Genomic DNA, 19,603 nt, shown 5'->3' on the forward strand with positions numbered 1-19,603 from the left:
ACAATGCGCGCGACGGGGGAACCCGAATCGGGCGAATAATCAGGTCTCAATGCTCTGGATGATCACCATTGACATTGGAGACAGCATGAAAAAGACATCAGCAGTCCTGACCGTACTGGCCGCTGCAGCCACGATCCTCTCTTCCGCCCCGGCCACCCAGGCCGCCCCGGCTGCAAAGCCCATTGCCCCGAAGGTGCTCGCTAAAGGCCTGGTCGCTCCGCTGCATCTCAGCGTCGGGCAGGACCGCTCCGTCCTCGTCAGCGAAGAGTTCGCGGGCCGGCTGGTGCGGATCGCCAAAGACGGAGCCCGGTCTGTAGTCTACGAAAACGCCGCGTGGGATGTGGCGGGTTCGGACCGGCAGGGCGGTACGATCTTCTTCGCCGCCAGCCAAGGGGCCGGGCCGATGGATCCCCGCCCGCTGGCGGGACACATTCACAGCATCGATTCCAGTGGCAAACACCGCATGTTCGGTGATCTGGCTGCCCTGGAGAAGAGAGAAAACGCCGACGGCGGCATCCAGTACGGCTTCCGCAACCTGCCGGCGGGCTGCGCTGCGCAACTGCCGAAGGACGCCCCGGTCTCCTACAAGGGCGACGTCGACTCCCACCCCTACGGAATCGAAGTTTCCGGCGCCAAAGTGTACGTGGCCGATGCGGGGGCCAACAGCATTGTGTCCGTCGATGTGAAGTCGGGCAAGACGAAAACAGTCGCCGTACTGCCGGCCCGCCCGCACCGCGTCACCGCGTCACAGGCTGCTGCTATGAAGCTGCCGGCCTGCATCGTGGGGTACACCTACAGCTTCGAGTCTGTTCCCACTGACGTCACCGTCGGTCCGGACGGCTGGCTATATGTGTCCTCGCTCCCCGGCGGCCCTGAAGATCCGGCCCTCGGCGCCCGCGGCGCGGTGTTCCGCGTCAATCCACACACCGGACAGGTGAAGCTGTTCGCGGACCGGGTGATGTCCCCCACCGGCATTGAGGCCGACGCCGACGGCAACGTCTACGTCGCTTCCCTTTTCGGAAAAGGCGTGGTCAGGATCGACGATGACGACCGCAAACAGCGCGTGCTGCTCCCGGCACAGCTCGCTGCCGACGTCGATCTCAGGGGCGATACCCTCTACGCCACCGTGAACGCTCTCCCTGAACCGGGGAAGGCCCCGGACGGCCGCGTTGTTTCCATGCCCCTGACCGGGCACCGGGACGACTAACCCGACAAGAAAGATGCCGGGCGTTCAGTACATCAGAACGGCGCGGCATATAGGAACGGCGCGGCCGGACCCTCAGGTCCGGCCGCGCCGTTCTGCTCATGCCTACTTGCTCTGACCCTCATCGAGGTCATCCGCACGGCTGAACTCAATGTCCTCTTCGTCGAAATCGTCTTCGTCGAGGTCCACGTCAGGCTGCACGTCCGTCTTGTACGGGTCAGCGTCGCCTGCGTGCTTGGCTTTCTCGGCCAGGGCAGCCACCTCGGCGTCACGCCTCTTCGCCTCCCGGAGCAGCTCCTCGAGGTTGGAGGCGTTCACGGGGATCTGGTCAGCCACGAACTCCAGCGTGGGGGTCAGCCGGGCGGTGATGTTCCGGCCAACTTCCTGCCGCAGTACGCCCTTGGCCTTCTCCAGGCCCTTGGCGGCGTCAGCCTGGACGGCCTGGTCACCGAAGACGGTGTAGTAGATGGTGGCATGCTGCAGGTCGTTGGTCACCCGGGCATCAGTGACAGTGATGCCCTCAAGCCGGGGATCCTTCACCTTCCGGCCCAAGGCCTCTGCAACAACAACCTTAATCCGCTGCGCCATCTTGGCAGCGCGTGCCGGATCAGCCATTTTTACTCCTAAAAATTGAGGTACGACGGCGCGATGACGGCCTACGTACATGAGTTTCGTTAGTTGCCACGCACCGACAGTGCGGGGCCGCCGGAAAATCCAGCGGCCCCGCACTTTATGACGCTAGACGAACCTAAACGCGCGGCTTCTCGCGCATCTCGAAGGTCTCGATGATGTCGCCTTCGTTGATGTCGTTGTACGACCCGAGGCCGATACCGCACTCGAAGTCCGTGCGGACCTCGGTGACGTCGTCCTTGAAACGCTTGAGCGTCTCGACGGTGAGGTTGTCACCGATAACCTTGCCGTTGCGGCTGATACGGGCCTTCGCGTTGCGCCGCATGATGCCGGAGCGAACGATGGAACCTGCAATGTTGCCGAACTTGGAGGAGCGGAACACTTCGCGGACCTCGGCGGTGCCCAGCTGGACCTCTTCGTACTCCGGCTTGAGCATGCCCTTGAGGGCCAGCTCGATGTCATCAATTGCTGCGTAGATGACGGAGTAGAAGCGCATATCCACACCTTCGCGGTCTGCCAGCTCGGCAACCCGCTCGGCAGGCTTGACGTTGAAGCCGATGATCACGGCGCTGTCGACCGTTGCCAGGTTGACGTCGTTCTGCGTGATCGCACCGACACCGCGGTGGATAACGCGGAGCTGGACGCCCTCGCCGACGTCGATCTTGAGCAGCGCGTCTTCGAGGGCTTCCACGGCACCGGAAACGTCACCCTTGAGGATGAGGTTGAGGGTGTCGATCTTGCCTTCGGCCACAGCCTGATCGAAGTCTTCCAGGCTGATGCGCTTGCGGCGCTTGGCGAGCTGGGCGTTGCGGTCAGCAGCTTCACGCTTTTCAGCGATCTGGCGGGCCGTACGCTCGTCGGCGGTCACCAGGAAGGAGTCACCGGCGCGCGGCACGTTGGACAGGCCGAGGACCTGGACCGGACGGGACGGCAGTGCAACGTCGAGGGCTTCGCCGTCTTCGTCGAACATGGCACGGACGCGGCCGTGAGCCGTGCCGGCCACGATCGTGTCGCCGACCGCCAGGGTACCGGACTGCACCAGGACGGTGGCTACGGAACCGCGGCCCTTGTCCAGGTTCGCTTCGATGGCGATACCGCGGGCAGCCTTGTCCGGGTTGGCGCGGAGGTCCAGCGCGGCATCGGCTGTCAGCAGCACCGCATCGATCAGCTCGTCGATGTTCAGGTTCTGGCGGGCAGAAACCTCAACGAACATGGTGTCGCCACCATATTCTTCTGGAACGAGGCCGTACTCGGTCAGCTGGCCCTTGACCTTGTCCGGGTTGGCGCCTTCCTTGTCGATCTTGTTCACGGCCACAACGATCGGCACGTTGGCCGCCTGGGCGTGGTTGAGCGCTTCAACGGTCTGGGGCATGACGCCGTCGTCCGCTGCGACCACCAGGATGGCGATATCCGTGACCTTCGCACCACGGGCACGCATGGCGGTGAACGCTTCGTGACCCGGGGTATCGATGAAGGTGATGTCGCGCAGCGCACCCTCATGCTCGTGGCTGATCTGGTAGGCACCAATGTGCTGCGTGATGCCGCCGTGCTCGCCTGCAACCACGTCCGAGTTGCGGATGGCATCCAGCAACCGGGTCTTACCGTGGTCAACGTGACCCATCACAGTGACGACCGGAGGACGCGCCTCAAGCTCTTCGTCGCCTTCAGCCTCAAGTTCGGCTTCGACGTCGATATCGAAGGTGCTGAGCAGCTCGCGCTCCTCATCCTCCGGCGAAACGACCTGCAGCTTGTAGCCAAGCTCCTCACCCAGCAGCGCAAAGGTGTCTTCGTCCAGCGACTGGGTTGCCGTAGCCATCTCACCGAGGTGAAAGAGAACGGTCACCAGCGCGGCGGGGTTCGCCTCGATCTTGTCGGCGAAGTCCGTAATGGACGAGCCACGGCGAAGCCGGATAACGGTGTTGCCGTCGCCGCGGGGTACGCTCACGCCACCCAGCGACGGGGCGCTCATCTGCTCGAGCTCCTGGCGCTTTGCGCGCTTCGACTTGCGCTGCTTGCCGCGGCCTGCGCCGCCCTTGCCGAAGGCACCCTGGGTACCACCGCGGCCGCGGCCGCCCTTGCCGAAGCCACCGCCGGCCGGAGCACCGCCGCCACCGCCGGGACCGCCGGTTCCGGGAGCGCCGCCTGGGCGGCCGGGACCGCGTCCGCCGCCGCCGGGACGGCCGGCACCGGCACCGGCAGGTGCCGGACGCTCGGTGCGGTTAGGCATCATGCCGGGAGTAGGACGGTTGCCTCCGGCACCCGGACGGGGACCCGCACCCGCTGCAGGCCGCGGACCACCGGGACGGGCACCACCGGCACCTGCAGCCGGACGCGGACCGCCGGGGCGGGGAGCTCCTGCTGCGGGACGCGGGCCACCGGGACGGTCGCCGTCGGTACGGCCGCCGCCCGGGCGGGGCATGCCCTGGGACGTCGCGAACGGGTTGTTACCCGGACGCGGCGGACGCTCGCCGTCGCCGCCACGGCCACGGGGCATGCCCTGCGAGGTGGCGAACGGGTTGTTGCCGGGGCGCGGGCCGCCAGGACGCGGGGCGGAGCCGCCCTGTCGCGGGGCCGGCGCTGCCGGGGTCTCAGCCTTGGGGGCCGGGCGGGCTCCGGGTTTGGCGCCAGTGGAGGGAGCCGCCGGGGCGGCCGCTGCAGGAGCTACCGGGGACGGAGCTGCCGGGGCGGCAGGTGCCTCAGCCTTGGGTGCCGGGGCGGGTGCCGGGGCCGGCGCCGGTGCGGGCGCCTGGGCCTTCGGGGCAGCCGGTCCGGGAGCCGGAGCGGGACGTGATTCTGCCGCCTTGGCCGGAGCCTTGGGAGCGCTTGCGGGCGCTTCGGAGGTCGAAGCGGACGCAGCCGGGAAGGCGTTGCGGAGTTTCCGCACAACGGGGGCCTCAATGGTGGATGAGGCGGAGCGAACGAATTCGCCCAGTTCCTGCAGTTTGTTCACTGCATCTTTGGAAGTAATACCGAGCTCTTTCGCAAGCTCGTGTACGCGGACCTTGGCCACATTTCTCCTGTCTCGGTCCGCACCGAGCCAGGCACGAACCGTCTACTTCTTACTGCGGACCTCCGCCGCTAATGCAGCTGAAAGGTCCATTGCAGAGCGCAACAAAGTTGTCATCGCTGCGCACTCATCGCTGGGAACTCATCGGGTTTCCATCAGTTTTCTGACCCGCTTTCAGGTTGGACGGTTGGTGCTGTAGACGCCGGGACGTCCGCAGCGTGCGTTCCTGCCGCTATCCAGCGTTCGACGTCGGCGGTTCCGGTTGCGCCGTTAAGGGCCCTTCCGAAAGCACGCCGCTTGACCGCCAGGGCAAAGCACGCTTCGCTGGGGTGCAGCCATGCACCCCTGCCAGCCATCCGGCGTCGTTCATCCACTACGACAGCGGATGACCCGCCGGCGTCGGAGACGAGCCGGAGTAACTCCGACCGCAGCCCTTTCTTCCGGCATCCGATGCAGGTACGTTGCGGCGGATTCCCGAGGTGTTGCACTGCTGCCACTTTCGAGTATCTTCCTGCCTGTACATATCTGCCTGCCCGGCGGCACCGTTGCTGCCCTCAGACAGAAACGCGGCCGCACAAAGGCACACTGGCGCCGGCTGCTAGGCACGGTCATGTTCCATTCTAGCCCCTCGGGGCCCCCACACCCGAAACGGCGGCCGGAACCGGCCGCCGTCGGAGAGCACAGTTGGAGGCTTCGACCGATCCCGGCGTGACCGGGGAAAACGCTCCCTAGGCGCGGGGCGCAGCCGCGTCAGAGACAATATCAATCCGCCAGCCTGTCAGCTTCGCCGCGAGACGGGCATTTTGGCCTTCTTTGCCGATGGCAAGTGACAGCTGGTAGTCAGGGACCACCACACGGGCCGAACGGGTGGCTTCATCTGTGATGGTGACGGAATTCACACGCGACGGGGACAGTGCACTGGCGATAAAAGTTGCCGGATCCTCGCTGTAATCGACGATGTCGATCTTTTCGTCATTCAGCTCAGTCATGACGGCCCGCACGCGGGAACCCATCTCGCCGATGCAGGCACCCTTCGCGTTTATCCCGGGGGTATTGGCCTTCACCGCGATCTTGGTGCGGTGCCCGGCTTCGCGTGCCAGCGCCACGATCTCCACGGAGTGGTCCGCAATTTCCGGCACCTCCAGTTCGAAGAGCTTGCGGACGAGGCCCGGGTGCGACCTGGAAAGCGTTATCGAGGGTCCCTTGGTGCCGCGGTGCACGTCGATGACGTAGGCACGGAGGCGGTTTCCATGGATGTACTTCTCCCCGGGCACCTGCTCGGGCGGCGGCAGTAGGGCTTCCACACTGCCCAGGTTGACCTGGATCATGTGCGGGTTGTTGCCCTGCTGGATCAGTCCGGCCACGAGTTCGCCCTCGCGGCCCTTGAACTCGCCCAGCACGTTGTCGTCCTCAACGTCCCGAAGGCGCTGGAGGATGATCTGCCGGGCGGTGCTGGCTGCGATGCGGCCAAAGCCCGCGGGGGTGTCTTCGAACTCGCCAATCGGCACACCGTCGTCGTCGATCTCGGTGGCCCAGATGGTCACGTGCCCGCTCTTGCGGTCCAGCTCGGCGCGGGCCTTCTCGAAGGCGCCGGGAGACTTGTGATAAGCAACCAGCAGTGCCTGCTCGATCGTGGGGATGAGGAGATCCAGGGGGATTTCGCGCTCACGCTCCAGGAGTCTCAGCGCGCTCATGTCAATATCCATCAGGCCTCCTCAGAAGGTCCATTGTGTTCATTTTTCAGACCGGCCTCGTCGAGGTGGCTGAACTCGATTTCGACTTTTCCGCTGCGAATCTTGTCGAAAGGAAGTTTTACGGGATCGCCCTGCTTGGGCTTCATTCCCTTTTTCACGGCTATTTCGGGAATCAGCGTCACGCCCGAGTCGTCTACAGATTGGATCCGGCCGGTGACGTTGTCACCTTGGACCACGTTAACGGTGACCAAGCGGCCGCGGGCCCGGTGCCAGTGACGGGGCTCCTTCAACGGGCGGCCCACGCCTGGTGAGGAGACCTCAAGGTCGTAGGGGCGGCTGTCAATGCCGGGAACGTTGTCCAGGATGTCCGAAAGCTCCTTGGAAATGTCTGCGATGACATCGAGGCTGACCCCGCCGGTTTCTTCCTGCGGCAGGTCCACCACCACGTGGACTACGCGGTTGGAGCCCGCGATGTTGATGGCAACATCCTCCAGATACAGCCTGTGCGCCTGAACCGTCGGCTCGAACAGAGCCCGGAGGCGCTCAGCCTCGGGATTATGGACACCCGCGGATTCAGCCTTTCCCGCGTCGGTCCGGTCTGATGAAGTCGTGGCTTCTGCATTGCTCACGATGCCGGCCGCCTCCCGATAGATGATGTTGTGACTACTAGCGTAGCGATTTTCCGGCCGCCTTGGTGCACAGAGTTGCCCGCTGCCGTGACAACATGGTGTGTTGTGAAAAAGGACACCAGGGAAAGCGGCCGGCCCATCGGCTATTTCCGATATGCCCTTGCAGCCTTCACGGCCCTTCTGGTGCTCAGCCTCGGTTTTGCCCTGATTCCCCGCCCCGTCCCGGAGCCTGCAGCCCCGCCTTTTTCCGAGCAGGCACGCGCTACCGCCCTCGCTGAGACTATGCACCTGCGGGCAGTTAGCCAGCACCTGGCCGAGGGTTCATCCGGTGCCCGGCGGCAGGCTTTTTCACGAACTGTGACATTGCTGACTATCCAGGCGAGGGCGCTGCTCCTCCCTTCCGATGATCCCTCCCATGCCCCCTCTGGTCCCGCCGGGGCTGCTTCTGGTTCCGCTCCGGCCTCTGCAGGTGCGCCCTCCGCCTCGCGGTCCACTGCTGCTGCGGCCACGGCTCCTGCACTCGTTGCGGGGCTGTCAGCGAGCGGAAAGTTGCGGCTGGCCCATGCCCAAACAGCCGACGGCGGGATGGCCCGCCTGCTCTCGTCCGTCGGGACCGCGCAGCTCCTGCAGGCGGAAGCGCTGGCCCAGGTCTCCGGAATCCCGGCCCCGGCCCTGCCTCCGCCGGCCGTTCCTCCTGCTATACCGGCCGTCTCGTCGGCTTCGGCGCTTCCTTCCGCGCCAGCGCTTCCTTCCTCCGCGACACAGGCGCCGGCGCCTGTCCCGGCAGCCAGTTGCCCGCCTGCAGCCGTTGACGGCATGACAGATGCGGATGCGGACGTGGCTGCGCCGTCATCGCCGGCGCCGGCACGCTCAGCAGCTGCACCTGCAGCACCGGGAGCTGAATCCACACAGCCGGCCGGCGGCGCCTCAACGGCGGACGCCCTCACGCAGGTCGTCCGCACGGAACTGGAGACCGTCTACGGGTACCAGGTGGCGCTCACCCGGCTTAATGGTCCGGCTGTCCAGCAGGCGAAGGACCTGCTGGTCAAGCACGAGGCAGCCGTCACTCAGGCGGAGATCCGCACCCGCCTCTCCTGCGCACCGGTTCCGCCGCGCCAGCCGGGCTACACCCTGGATGCCACATTCCTCAACAACCCCACCGCCGGGCTGGCCAGCCTTGAAGCTGGCACACTGCCCGTCTACGGGGATCTGGTTGCCCTGAGCGAAGGCGCCACGCGGCAGTGGGCCATCGGATCACTGTTCGCCGCAGCGCAGCGCACCGTTCGCTGGGGATCTGATCCCGGCCCCGTCCCCGGGCTCGTGCTCGACACGTCACAGCTTCCCCCCTTACCCGAAACGGGCACGCCCGCCCCCTCAGGCAGCACTCCGGCTGATTAGCTTCTTGTCTGGGGTATCGCAGTCCGACGTGCCTGCGGACGTGACGTGCTACCGGTGGAGCCACCCACTGAATGTTGGAGCAACGATTCAGCGGAGGCTGCAGCACCCCCCGGCGGCAGGTACACAGCAGCGCATTACGCTGCTGTGAACTGTGCCCACTCAGGGAAGGGATCCACGGGCAGGAGATCCACCGGCGGTGGACCTACAGGCAGATGGATCTTCGCGCATGGATCTTCGCGCGGTGGATCTACAGGGAGGAGATCCATCGGCGGTGGCGGGCAAAGGCCCTCGAGGTTGTCCGGCTCGAGGTCGTAGGGCCAGTCGGGGCTCTCCGGTTCCTCGAGACTGTTTGGCCAGTCCGGGTTGTCCGCCCAGGCGGACCTGTCCGGTTCCTCAAGGCTGTCCGGCTCCTCAAAGCTGTCTGGCCAGTCTGGGTTGTCGGGTTGGAGGGTGTCGGGCCAGTGTGGTGGTTCCCAGTCCGGTTGTTCGCCGGAGTAAAAGCGGCCTGCCGGTGACATCCAGCCGGGCGGGCTGTCCCGGGTCGCATTGACCGGCCTCCACGCTGAGCTGTGTTTGAGGTGGTGGTGGCGTGGGCATGGCTGTCCGAGGTTGCTGATCCCGGTGCTGCCGCCGGCGGACCAGGCCAGGACATGGTCCGCGTCGTTGTCCAGGGAGTGATTGTTGCAGCCGGGAAACGTGCATCGCGCGTCGCGGAGCCGCAGCCATTGACGCATCGGTTTCGTCAGCCGGTAGCTGGTGCGTCCGATCTCCAGCGGCGCCCCGTCCCGGGGATCGGTCAGCACCCGCAGGAACGATGTGGCTCCTTCGGCGACCAGCTTCCGTGCCATCGACGCCGGGACCGGCCCGTACCCGTCCAGAACGGCTGGTTCCTCACCTCCATTGACCAGTGAGAGCACCGGAACCGTGACCAGGACCTGGGCTTTGGGTGAGGGGATCCCGTCGGCGGTGCCCGCCAGGAGCCAGCCGGCGGCGACGTCCGCGCGCAGCTGCGTCAGCGTCCGTGGCTCCTCAGGGCCCTGCAGGCCGCGGGCGGCTGCGGTGGTGCGGTTCCAGATGCCGGCGGCGGTGTCGGCGGGCAGGTATGTCGAGAACCAGGCCATCCCGTCCCGGTCCGGGAGGTACTCCACCCGGCGGTCCTTGGCGTTCCGGCCGTGGCGGGTTTCGATGCTGACCGGGTGGCGCCGTTCCCGCCAGGCGCGGGTTTTGGCGCGGAACCTGCCCGGCACCAGCTCCCCGGCGGGGCAGCCCCGGGCAGCCCCGGGCTCGTCCGGATCCAGGAAGTGCGCTTCGAGGGCCGCGGCGGCTGTCGTGTCCAGGTTGGCTGTTTCATCACACAGGATCCGGGCGTGCTGCCAGGAGATGTCTCCGGCGCTCAGCGCGGCCAGTGTCAGCGGCAACACGGTGGTAAGGTTGCGGGCCTCACTCAGCAAGGCATCGGCGGCACGTTCACTCACCGTCAGGGCACACGCGACCTCCGCGGTCACGGCCATCTTCTGGGCAGTGCGCTCCTGGGCAGAACGCGCCCGCTCCGCCATCGCCTCGGCAGCGGCGGCATATCCGGTGGCCAGGTGAACCTTCAACGCGGCCATCCGTGCCTCGATCCGGCCCAACTCCTCCAAGCCAACCAGAAACGCGTCCGCCTGATCCCGCAAGGGATCCCCAGAGTCAGCACCGCTGGGCGAGTCAGCACCCCACCCCGGTTCAGCACCGATTTGGGAACCAGCACCAATCTGGGGACCAGCACCAATCTGGGGATCAGCACCGATCCGGGGAGCAGCACACGCTGCCATCATGTGGCCGTCACCGGCCCGGTCGTCACTAGGGACAAAACCAGCGCGGCGGAGAGCAACAGCCAGCGCAGCAACGGAGGCCCCGATGCCCTCCAACACCTGCGCCTCTGCCGTGTCATCCATACCCACAGCATGCCAGCAGGCAGTGACAATTTAGCGCCACTATGGACGCATGGCACGATCCACAGCGACTGCTCGTCCCGGGCCGTGCTTACCGGGGGCGGCAGTAAGGACCACAGTGCGGCAGTCAGGACCAGTGCGGCAGCAAGCACCGCCTGGCAATAAGGAAACGCGCCCTGACCGCGGTCCAGGCCTAGACGCGGTTCAAGCTCCTGAACTGCCAGTCCATGTCAGCATGGTCAGGTCAACTACGCTTGTGCTGATGAGCCTTCCAGCCGTTCCTGTGCCGCCTGACCTGACGCGCCGCTATTCCCGCAGCAGCGCCGGCCGGGCGTGGCTGGCGTCCCTCCCGGGGCTGCTGAGAAGCCGGATGGAACGTTGGGAGCTCACGCTTGACCTCAAGCCTGGAACGCTGCCCTGGAGCGGACACGGCGGGGTGGTGGTCCCTGTGCTGGCCCGGGACGTTCCGGCGGCCCTGAAAGTCGCTTTTCCCCATGACGAGGCCCTGGTGGAGAGGCACGCGCTGGCCCTCTGGAACGGGCGGGGTGCCGTCCGGCTGCTGGCCTCCGACGCGGGCACCTGCTCGATGCTGCTGGAGCGCCTGAATGCCGGCAAGTCACTCGAAACCGAGCCGATGGACGCTGCCGCCGAAGTGTGGGGCGGGCTGGTACGGCAGCTGAGCCTGGTCCCCGGCAGCGAGCCGCAATGGCGCGAATTCGAGCAGATTGCAGCCCGTGCAGAGCGATGGAGCGATGATCTGCCGGCCGAATGGGAGCAGTTGGGCAGGCCCTTCCCGCGGTGGCTCCTGGAAGCTGCGCTGGAAGTCTGCCAGACCAGGGGCGCTGTTGGCCGCCGCTCCGGTTCGGACGTGCTCGTCAACACCGACTTCCACTTCCTGAACATCCTGGCCAGACTTGGCGCTGCGGAGGACGAATAGCGCCCCACCTACGCGGCCATCGATCCGCAGCCAATGATTGGCGAGGCCGAGTTCGGGGTCGCCCCCGTGTTGTGGAACCGCATTACTGAGCTTCCGTCCGATAATCCCGGAGCCGGACTGCGGCGGCGCTGCCGTGATTTCAGCATGGCAGCGGGGCTGGACGAGGAGATTGCCCGGCAGTGGAGCCTCGTCCGTGAGGTGGATAACGCCCTGCACTACGCCTCGAAACCGGGCCACGAAGGCGATCTCGCGCGTTCTCTCTGGGTAGCCAGCACCGTTGCCGGCCACACACTTGACGGGCTTCCCGCGCCGCACTCGCTGCCCGAGCCGGGCCACGCTGGCGGGGATTCGTTCCCGTCCTAGCCGGCTTCTCAGGGTTCAGTGAAGGATCAGTGAAGGCTCACGCGAAATTCTCCTGCCAGACGTCGAAGCCAAGCTTAATGATGAGGGCCCCGACCACGGCGAGGAAGACCAGCCGCACAAAGCGGCTTCCCTGCCGGACGGCCGTGCGCGCACCCAGGTAGCCCCCGGCCATGTTCGCCAGCCCCAGCAGCAGTCCGATCCCCCACAGTAAGGAGCCGTGCGGCAGGAAGAACAGCAGCGCACCTGCGTTGGTGGCCATGTTGACGATCTTGGCCTTGGCGCTTGCTTCCAGGAACGCGTACCCCATCGCCGAAACGAGGGCGATGACCAGGAACGAGCCTGTGCCGGGCCCGATCAGGCCGTCGTAAAAGCCGATCACCCCGCCAATGGTGCAGGCCACCACGTAGTGGGTGCCGCCGTCGTGCCTGAGAACGGTGAGGTGCCCGGCGTCGGGCTTCAAGGCGGTGAAAAGTGCGACGGCGACCAGCGCCACCACGATGATCGGTTTGAACACTTCCGCCGGCAGCCGGGCCGCCAGCAGGGCGCCCCCGAAGCTGCCGGCCAGCGCAATGACCGCCATGGGCACGGCGGTCCACAGGTCCGGCCGCACCCGCCCATAGTAAGTGACCGCGCTGGTGGTGGTACCGAAGATGGAACCCATCTTGTTGGTGGCAAGCGCCTGGACGGGAGTGATGCCCGGAACAAGCAGGAGCGCGGGAAGCTGCAGCAGGCCGCCGCCTCCCACCACGGCATCCACCCAGCCCGCGGCGAAGCCCGCCACCACTATCAGGATGATGGTGGCGAGCTCGATCGATTCAAAGCCAGAGAGCACCCCGGGCGCTGCGCAGCGTCAGGAGTTGCGGACAGCGTTGACCACGAAGTCAACGGCCTTGTCCACTGCCACGTTTTCCGCTTCACCGCTGCGGCGGTCCTTGATTTCGACGACGCCGTCCACGAGGCCCTTGCCGACGGCAAGGATGGTGGGCACACCGATGAGCTCCGCGTCGCCGAACTTCACACCCGGAGAGACCTTGGGCCGGTCGTCGTAGATGACCTCCAGCCCGGAAGCTTCGAGTTCGTGAGCGAGCTGCTCCGCCGCCGCGAAGATTTCCTGGCCGCGTCCGACGGCTACGACGTGGACATCGGCCGGAGCCACCGAACGTGGCCAGGCGAGGCCCTTGGCGTCGTGGTATGACTCGGCCAGGGCGGCCACGGCACGGGTCACACCCACGCCGTAGGAGCCCATTGTCACAACAACCTGCTTGCCGTTCTGGTCCAGGACCTTGAGTTCAAGGGCCTCAGCGTACTTGCGGCCGAGCTGGAAGATGTGTCCCATCTCGATGCCACGGGCCGTTTCGAGGGGGCCTGAACCGTCGGGGGCTTCATCGCCGGCACGCACCTCGGTGCACTCAATGGTGCCGTCCCAGGCGAAGTCCCGTCCCGCAACGAGGCCGTACACGTGCTTGCCGGCCATATTGGCTCCGGTCACCCAGGAGGTGCCGTTAACGACGCGCGGGTCCACCAGGTAAAGGAGCTTGGCAGCGCCCTCCAGACCGAGGAGGGGCTGGTCCAGCGACATTCCGGGCCCAAGGTAGCCGCGCACAATGAGAGGGTTCTTTGCCAGGTCCTCGTCGCCGGCTGCTTCGACGTTGATCTCCCCTGCAATGGGGAGATAGGCACCAATGTTGGCTTCGACACGCTTGAGATCCACGCCGCGGTCGCCCGGGACACCGATGACGACGATCTGCCGCTCACCCGTGGGCAAGGTGACGGCGAGGACCACGTTCTTCAGGGTGTCGGCCGCAGTCCACGGACCGCCGTCCGCCTCGCTGCGCGGAGCAAGCTCGTTGGAAGCGGTTACGAGCGTCTCGATGGTGGGGGTGTTCGGAGTGTCCCGGATCTCCGCTGCGGGAGCGTTGGAGTAGTCAATCTCGGCAGGGACGACAGTGGTTACGGCCTCTACGTTCGCCGCATAGCCGCCCGCTGACCGCACGAACGTGTCTTCACCGATCTCGGTGGGGTGCAGGAACTCCTCGCTCCTGGATCCGCCCATGGCGCCGGCCGTGGCGGCAACGGGAATCACTTCCAGACCCAGGCGCTCAAAGATCTTCAGGTACGCGGCGCGGTGCGCGTTGTAGCTGGCGTCCAGCCCGGCGTCGTCCACATCGAAGGAATACGAGTCCTTCATGATGAACTCGCGGCCGCGCAGCAGGCCTGCGCGCGGGCGGGCCTCATCACGGTACTTGTTCTGGATCTGGTAGATGCTTAGCGGCAGGTCTTTGTAGGAGGAGTACAGGTCCTTGACCAACAGGGTGAACATTTCCTCGTGGGTGGGTGCCAGCAGGTAATCCCCGCCTTTGCGGTCCTTGAGCCGGAAGATGCCCTCGCCGTACTCAGTCCAGCGGTTTGTCGCCTCGTAGGGTTCCTTAGGCAGCAGGGCCGGGAAGTGGACTTCCTGGGCGCCAATGGCGGCCATCTCCTCGCGGATCACCTGCTCCACCTTGCGCAGGACAGTCAGACCCAGCGGCAGCCAGGTGTAGATGCCCGGCGCGGCCCTGCGGATGTATCCGGCGCGGACCAGGAGCCTGTGGCTCGCCACCTCGGCGTCGGCCGGATCTTCACGCAGGGTGCGCAGGAACAGCTTGGAAAGTCGAAGAACCACGGGTAAGCATCCGTTTCTGGGGGAAAGTGCAGATTGTCTGGGTACTAATCTACCGGCAACACAGCCCGGCAGCTTCCGCGGACGCCGGCGCAGGGTCAGTAGGAAGCCGCAATCCGGGTCGGTCAGAAGTCGGTCAGAAAAGGACCGTGGCGAAAGTTCCGACCTGCCGGAAGCCGACCCGCTCGTACATGGCGCGGGCGCGGGAGTTGTAGTCGTTGACATAAAGACTGGTCACAGGCGCCATTTTTTGGGCCAGCAGCACCACCGCCGCCATGTAGGCCGCGCTCAGGCCGAGCCCGCGGTAGCCGGGGTTCATCCACACGCCCTGAACCTGCGTCACATCGCGGGTCACGGCTCCCAGCTCGGCCTTGAAGACCACTTCGCCGTCCTTGATATGAACCAGGGAGTGGCCTTGGCGGATCAGTCCCGCCACCCTCCTGCTATAAAAGTCACGGCCCCCGAGATAGGGCGAATAGCCTACTTCCTCCTCGAACATCGCCGCGCAGGCAGGCAGGATAGTGTCAAAGTCGGACTCGTGTCCAACGCCCAGCTGCCAGTTGGGCTCGACGGCGGGTGGTCCGGCAATCGTCATGAGCGGCTGGTCCGGCCGCACCTCATGGGCCTGGTGCCCCAATTTTTCCAGTTCGCCATGCATCGCGAGCACGGTGGGGGCCGGGCCGAAGATGGATGCGTACCGGCGGCCGGACCGGTGGGCGGCAACTGACACCGCTCCGGCCAAGGCTGGTGCCAGTTGGACCGGCACCAGGTTGGCGCCTGCCCAGCAGGCGCCCACCAGAGCATCGCCGTCGAAGACCCCCAGAACATTCGCGCCCCCAGGAGTTGGGGCAGCAGTACCGGTTGATTCCAGATGGGCCAGAATGAACACATTGGCCACCGGATCAGCGCCGGCCAGATCCCGTAGCCCGGCCGTGTCCCCCGCGCCAAGTGCCCGGACGGTCACACCATCCGGAGCGGCTCCGTCCTTATGAGACGCTAACCACGGGGCTACCCTTGACAGCATCTTCGCCATCGGCCTCCCCCATCTCTTCTGCGATACGCATGGCCTCTTCGATCAGTGTCTCAACAATCTGGCTCTCGGGGACAGTCTTGATGACTTCGCCCTTCACAAAGATCTGGCCCTTGCCGTTGCCGGAGGCGACGCCGAGGTCAGCTTCGCGTGCTTCGCCGGGACCATTGACCACGCAACCCATGACAGCGACGCGGAGCGGGATCTCCATGCCCTCCAGTCCGGCCGTCACCTGTTCGGCGAGGGTGTAGACGTCCACCTGGGCGCGGCCGCAGGAGGGGCAGGACACGATCTCCAGCTTGCGTGGACGCAGGTTCAGCGACTGAAGGATCTGGTTTCCCACCTTGATCTCCTCCACCGGCGGGGCGGAGAGGGATACACGGATGGTGTCACCAATGCCTCTGGACAGCAGCGCGCCAAACGCCGTGGCTGATTTGATGGTGCCCTGGAAGGCGGGTCCGGCCTCGGTGACACCCAGGTGCAGGGGCCAGTCCCCTTTTTCGGCCAGCATCTCATAGGCAGCCACCATGATGACGGGGTCATTGTGCTTGACCGAGATCTTGAAGTCTTGGAAGCCGTGTTCCTCGAACAGCGACGCTTCCCAAACGGCCGATTCAACCAGTGCTTCCGGAGTGGCTTTCCCATACTTCTTCAGGATGCCGGGCTCCAGCGAGCCTGCATTGACACCGATGCGGATGGACGTGCCGTGGTCCTTCGCCGCCCTGGCGATTTCCTTCACCTGGTCATCGAACTTGCGGATGTTGCCTGGGTTGACGCGCACGGCGGCGCAGCCTGCTTCAATAGCTGCGAAGACGTACTTCGGCTGGAAGTGGATGTCGGCGATGACCGGGATCTGGGATTTGCGGGCGATGATCGGAAGAGCTTCGGCGTCATCCGCGGAAGGGCATGCCACGCGGACGATGTCACAGCCGGAGGCCGTCAGCTCCGCGATCTGCTGCAGGGTGGCGTTGATGTCCGTGGTGGGAGTGGTGGTCATCGACTGCACACTGATGGGCGAGTCGGAACCGACTCCCACCGGGCCGACTTTGATCTGGCGCGTCTTGCGGCGCGGAGCAAGGACGGGAGGCGGGGCGGATGGCATTCCCAGGCTGACCGAGGTCACGTGGACTCCTTGATTCAAAAAGGTGGCGGGAAGGGGCTTAGGCGTGGTCGGCGAGGAGGCCGGTCACGGGGACCCATTCCGTTGTGCGGGTGCCGGAGATGACGCCGGCGGAGGCGAAGGGATCCTGCTTGAGGATGTCATTCAGGGCGCTCTCGTCGGCAGCCTTGAAGATCAAAAGCGCGCCTGCGCCGTCACCGTAGGGTCCGCTGGCGAGGAGAACGCCGTCCTGGGCCAGGCCTGCGGTCCACTCACGGTGCGAAGGGCGGCTGGCTGCGCGGGCGTCGGAGGATTCGGCGTCATATACGTACTCAACAGCAAAAACAGTCATACAGACACCCTATCCCGCAGGCGCCCTAGGCGAGGAGCACGACCTTCGTAAACGCTGCCACCCCGGCTGCCCACAGCATCGAAGACAGGGTGCCTATGATGAACCGTTCCGCCGCAACCGGGGTCTCCTTTAGTTCGGCGAACCGTCCCAGGCCCTTAATCGCCACAACGTAGGCGATGGCAACGGGCTGCCCGGCCAGGATGGCAAGGCACACGGCCAGGCGTTCCAGCACGCCAATAATGGCCCCTCCCCGCAGGATCCGGGTTGTGGACCCGGAAGCAGTTTTCCTGGGTACCGTAATGTCGCCGTTCACCGTGTTGCCCGCACTGGTGTCGCCTCCGTCAGCCTTCCCGGCATCCGTTTCAGTCCCTGAACCGAAGGGCCTTTCCCGGTCTACCGTGACATCCGCGGAGGGATCGTCCCCGCTGCTCACCACACCGGCGTCGGCGTCGGCCTTGTCATCGATGGTGCGGGCCAATTTAAACACGAGGGCGGTCACCGGCCAGCCAACGAAACCTGCCGTCAGCAGGGCAAGTGCGATCCAGAGTGCGTTCACCGTTCTCCTCGGTCGGGTGCTTCGGGGCTGGAGGTTCTCAGAACCAGCCCGTGGGCGGTAGCCAGCAGCATTTCCACTGCGGGCCTCGCCGCCCATTCTTCCTGCCACCCGGACCTGATGATTGCCCGGCTCACCGACTGCTCGCTGATTCCCAGATCCCTCGCAACCTGCTTCTGCTGTCCGTGCCGGCCCGGGTCGCGGCCGTTCCGGGCACGGAGCGCGTCCACCACCCGCCATTGGGCTTCGGTACGCTCCTGAACCAGCCTGCCCACGAGCCGCAGGACTGCTTCGGCGTTCGCGCATGCCTTGGCGCCCGCTGCAGCGTCTCCCGCTGCAGCGGCACCACGGCCGCCAGCCCCGGAAGCAACCGCCAGCGGGACGTGGCTACCGGCGGCCTTGGCCCGGTCCACAGCCTGCCGTGCCGCAACGAACGCTGCCCCCGATCCTTCCCGGGGGCTCACAGGCTGCGGTTCGTTCACCGACCCGATGCCGACGCCCACGTACCAGAGGCCGCTGCGGAGGGCATGAAGGCTCACTTCCACGACCTCTCGTGGGTCGCTGAGGACGCCCTGGACCTCATCCCCCACTGAACGTTCAAAGCCATGGGAGATACGGTGCAGTTCCTCGAGGAACTCGGGCACCCGGTCGATGTCCGTACTGCTGCCACGTTGATCAATGGTCAAAACGTACATCGATCAACCGTAACCGGCGGATTGTCGGATATCAATCAGGTCCAGCTGATTATTGCAAATCAGCCCCAATTGGTTTAGAACGGCCCGCTATCCGAAGAGATTGACCGGTTTGACGATATCGGCGTAAATCAGCAAAGCACCCATGCCCATCAGCAGCACGGCCACGACGTATGTCACGGGGAGGAGTTTGGCGATATCGAAGGCGCCCGGGTCCGGCTTACCGAAAAGCTTGGCGACGCGGCGCCGGAGACCTTCGTACAGCGCTCCCGCAACGTGCCCGCCGTCGAGGGGCAACAGCGGCACCAGGTTAAAAACCGCCAGGGCGAAGTTCAGCCCGGCCAGCAGACCAACAAGGGCGGCGAGCCTGGACTGCACTGGCACCTGCTCCATGGCGGCAACTTCGCCAGCTACCCGACCCACTCCAACCACGCTGATCGGGCCGTTTGGGTCCCTCGGCTCTTCGCTGAACGCCGCCTGCGCCACACCAGCCACCCGGGCCGGAAGATTCAGGATGACGCCGGCGATCTGGCGGATGTTCTCCCCCGCCATGGGCAGGACTGACGACGCCGGCTGGGCAACGAGGGCTGTCTGGGCACCGATGCCCAAGAAGCCTACGTCCTGGAACATGGGGTTGCCCTGGCCGTCCCTCGCCTGCCGTCCGTCCTCCCCGATCACCGGTCGGGCGGACAGGACAGGGGTGACGGTAGTGGTGACGGGGGCACCATCCCGCTCAACTGTGATGGTGACTTCCCGTCCGGCCGATGCCCGGATCCATCCTGTGAGCTCAGCCCAGTCCGTCACGGTTTTGCCGTCAAAGGAGGTGATGACGTCGTTTGGCTTCAGCCCGGCAGAGGCAGCGGGGGTCAGCTTGCAGTCCGCCGAATCGGGGTCCACGGTCTCCCCGGCCTTCACCTGGCATTTCGAAACGTCGGCAATCGTCGTCGTCGGCGTTGCAATGCCGAAGCCCATCAGCAGCACTGCGGTCAGCACAAGGCCGATCAGCAGGTTCATCGCGGGCCCACCCAGCATCACCACGATCTTTTTCCATACGGGAAGCCGGTAGAAGACGCGGTTTTCGTCGCCCGCACCCACCTCTTCATGGGCCATGGACCGCGCCTCCGTGGCCAGGGTCTGGAACATTCCCGTACTGGACGGGCGCACGGACCCGTCATCCTTGTTGGGCGGATACATGCCGATCATCGATACGAAGCCGCCCAGCGGCAGGGCTTTAAGGCCGTATTCGGTCTCGCCTTTTTTCTTGGACCAGAGGGTGGGGCCAAAGCCGATCATGTATTTGGTGACGCGGACTTTGAACAGCTTGGCCGGGAGCAGGTGGCCCACTTCGTGCAGGGCAATCGACACGGCAATGCCGATCGCCACGAAGACGACGCCGAGGATAAAGAGAATGACGGGGCTCATGCC

General features: G+C 65.5%; 16 protein-coding genes and 1 pseudogene. 3 read left to right on the top strand and 14 right to left on the bottom strand.

The window, feature by feature from the left end; genetic code table 11:
• Positions 1-85: 85 nt before the first annotated feature.
• Positions 86-1,207 carry a ScyD/ScyE family protein gene (locus tag M1E01_RS13025; RefSeq protein WP_457971998.1) on the top strand — a complete coding sequence of 374 codons (1,122 nt, stop codon included), beginning with the start codon at positions 86-88 and terminating at the stop codon, positions 1,205-1,207.
• Between the two features lie 102 nt (positions 1,208-1,309).
• Here the strand turns inward: M1E01_RS13025 and rbfA are convergent, their stop codons facing one another.
• The 5 genes from rbfA to M1E01_RS13050 form a co-directional block, all read right to left on the bottom strand.
• Entirely contained in the window at positions 1,310-1,819 is a 510-nt protein-coding gene (rbfA, locus tag M1E01_RS13030) for a 30S ribosome-binding factor RbfA (RefSeq protein ID WP_457971999.1), read from the bottom strand.
• 133 nt (positions 1,820-1,952) lie between these two features.
• Positions 1,953-4,844, bottom strand: coding sequence for a translation initiation factor IF-2 (gene infB / locus M1E01_RS13035; RefSeq protein ID WP_457972000.1), 2,892 nt, complete (start codon positions 4,842-4,844; stop codon positions 1,953-1,955).
• A gap of 152 nt (positions 4,845-4,996) precedes the next feature.
• Positions 4,997-5,338: a YlxR family protein gene (locus M1E01_RS13040; protein ID WP_457972001.1), complete on the bottom strand. Its 342-nt coding sequence runs from the start codon at positions 5,336-5,338 to the stop codon at positions 4,997-4,999.
• Between the two features lie 231 nt (positions 5,339-5,569).
• Entirely contained in the window at positions 5,570-6,547 is a 978-nt protein-coding gene (gene nusA, locus M1E01_RS13045; RefSeq protein ID WP_457972002.1) for a transcription termination factor NusA, read from the bottom strand.
• Positions 6,547-7,164, bottom strand: coding sequence for a ribosome maturation factor RimP (locus M1E01_RS13050; RefSeq protein ID WP_457972003.1), 618 nt, complete (start codon positions 7,162-7,164; stop codon positions 6,547-6,549). Before M1E01_RS13050 ends, nusA begins: the two co-directional genes overlap by 1 nt.
• A 105-nt stretch (positions 7,165-7,269) precedes the next feature.
• Here M1E01_RS13050 and M1E01_RS13055 point away from each other — a divergent pair, with 105 nt between their 5' ends.
• Entirely contained in the window at positions 7,270-8,562 is a 1,293-nt protein-coding gene (locus M1E01_RS13055; protein ID WP_457972004.1) for a DUF4439 domain-containing protein, read from the top strand.
• Positions 8,563-8,696: 134 nt separating this feature from the next.
• Here M1E01_RS13055 and M1E01_RS13060 read toward each other — a convergent pair whose 3' ends face one another.
• Positions 8,697-10,496, bottom strand: a complete 1,800-nt coding sequence (locus M1E01_RS13060; RefSeq protein WP_457972005.1) for a DUF222 domain-containing protein — start codon at positions 10,494-10,496, stop codon at positions 8,697-8,699.
• Between the two features lie 259 nt (positions 10,497-10,755).
• Between M1E01_RS13060 and M1E01_RS13065 the strand changes: the two are divergent.
• A pseudogene (locus tag M1E01_RS13065) lies at positions 10,756-11,793 on the top strand (aminoglycoside phosphotransferase family protein).
• A gap of 37 nt (positions 11,794-11,830) precedes the next feature.
• On the opposite strand, the gene M1E01_RS13070 reads toward M1E01_RS13065, so the two are convergent.
• The 8 genes from M1E01_RS13070 to M1E01_RS13105 all read right to left on the bottom strand — a co-directional run bounded on the left by M1E01_RS13070 (position 11,831) and on the right by M1E01_RS13105 (position 19,600).
• Complete coding sequence (locus tag M1E01_RS13070; protein ID WP_457972006.1) at positions 11,831-12,625, bottom strand: sulfite exporter TauE/SafE family protein; 795 nt, start codon at positions 12,623-12,625, stop codon at positions 11,831-11,833.
• Between the two features lie 18 nt (positions 12,626-12,643).
• Positions 12,644-14,455, bottom strand: a complete 1,812-nt coding sequence (locus M1E01_RS13075) for a proline--tRNA ligase (RefSeq protein WP_457972007.1) — start codon at positions 14,453-14,455, stop codon at positions 12,644-12,646.
• Positions 14,456-14,588: 133 nt separating this feature from the next.
• On the bottom strand, positions 14,589-15,476 hold the full coding sequence (locus tag M1E01_RS13080) for a GNAT family N-acetyltransferase (protein WP_457974964.1): 888 nt from the start codon (positions 15,474-15,476) through the stop codon (positions 14,589-14,591).
• Positions 15,439-16,605 carry a flavodoxin-dependent (E)-4-hydroxy-3-methylbut-2-enyl-diphosphate synthase gene (ispG, locus tag M1E01_RS13085; protein WP_457972008.1) on the bottom strand — a complete coding sequence of 389 codons (1,167 nt, stop codon included), beginning with the start codon at positions 16,603-16,605 and terminating at the stop codon, positions 15,439-15,441. The genes M1E01_RS13080 and ispG overlap by 38 nt, the downstream gene beginning before the upstream one ends.
• Positions 16,606-16,642: 37 nt before the next feature.
• Positions 16,643-16,933, bottom strand: a complete 291-nt coding sequence (locus M1E01_RS13090) for a YciI family protein (protein ID WP_457972009.1) — start codon at positions 16,931-16,933, stop codon at positions 16,643-16,645.
• A 25-nt stretch (positions 16,934-16,958) separates the two neighbouring features.
• The gene (locus M1E01_RS13095; protein WP_457972010.1) at positions 16,959-17,489 is read right to left on the bottom strand and encodes a hypothetical protein; all 531 of its coding nucleotides are present in this window, start codon (positions 17,487-17,489) and stop codon (positions 16,959-16,961) included.
• Complete coding sequence (locus M1E01_RS13100) at positions 17,486-18,181, bottom strand: MarR family transcriptional regulator (protein WP_457972011.1); 696 nt, start codon at positions 18,179-18,181, stop codon at positions 17,486-17,488. Before M1E01_RS13100 ends, M1E01_RS13095 begins: the two co-directional genes overlap by 4 nt.
• Positions 18,182-18,268: 87 nt before the next feature.
• The gene (locus M1E01_RS13105) at positions 18,269-19,600 is read right to left on the bottom strand and encodes a M50 family metallopeptidase (protein ID WP_457972012.1); all 1,332 of its coding nucleotides are present in this window, start codon (positions 19,598-19,600) and stop codon (positions 18,269-18,271) included.
• Between the last annotated feature and the right edge of the window lie 3 nt (positions 19,601-19,603).

The organism is Arthrobacter sp. D1-17, assembly GCF_054130535.1.

What these genes read in the sequence shown, in the direction of transcription:
- M1E01_RS13025 (WP_457971998.1), top strand. Translation starts at nt 86, where the DNA reads ATGAAAAAGACATCAGCAGTCCTGACCGTACTGGCCGCTGCAGCCACG.
- rbfA (WP_457971999.1), bottom strand. Translation starts at nt 1,819, where the DNA reads ATGGCTGATCCGGCACGCGCTGCCAAGATGGCGCAGCGGATTAAGGTT.
- nusA (WP_457972002.1), bottom strand. Translation starts at nt 6,547, where the DNA reads ATGGATATTGACATGAGCGCGCTGAGACTCCTGGAGCGTGAGCGCGAA.
- M1E01_RS13060 (WP_457972005.1), bottom strand. Translation starts at nt 10,496, where the DNA reads ATGGATGACACGGCAGAGGCGCAGGTGTTGGAGGGCATCGGGGCCTCC.
- M1E01_RS13080 (WP_457974964.1), bottom strand. Translation starts at nt 15,476, where the DNA reads ATGCTGTCAAGGGTAGCCCCGTGGTTAGCGTCTCATAAGGACGGAGCC.
- M1E01_RS13090 (WP_457972009.1), bottom strand. Translation starts at nt 16,933, where the DNA reads ATGACTGTTTTTGCTGTTGAGTACGTATATGACGCCGAATCCTCCGAC.
- M1E01_RS13100 (WP_457972011.1), bottom strand. Translation starts at nt 18,181, where the DNA reads ATGTACGTTTTGACCATTGATCAACGTGGCAGCAGTACGGACATCGAC.
- M1E01_RS13105 (WP_457972012.1), bottom strand. Translation starts at nt 19,600, where the DNA reads ATGAGCCCCGTCATTCTCTTTATCCTCGGCGTCGTCTTCGTGGCGATC.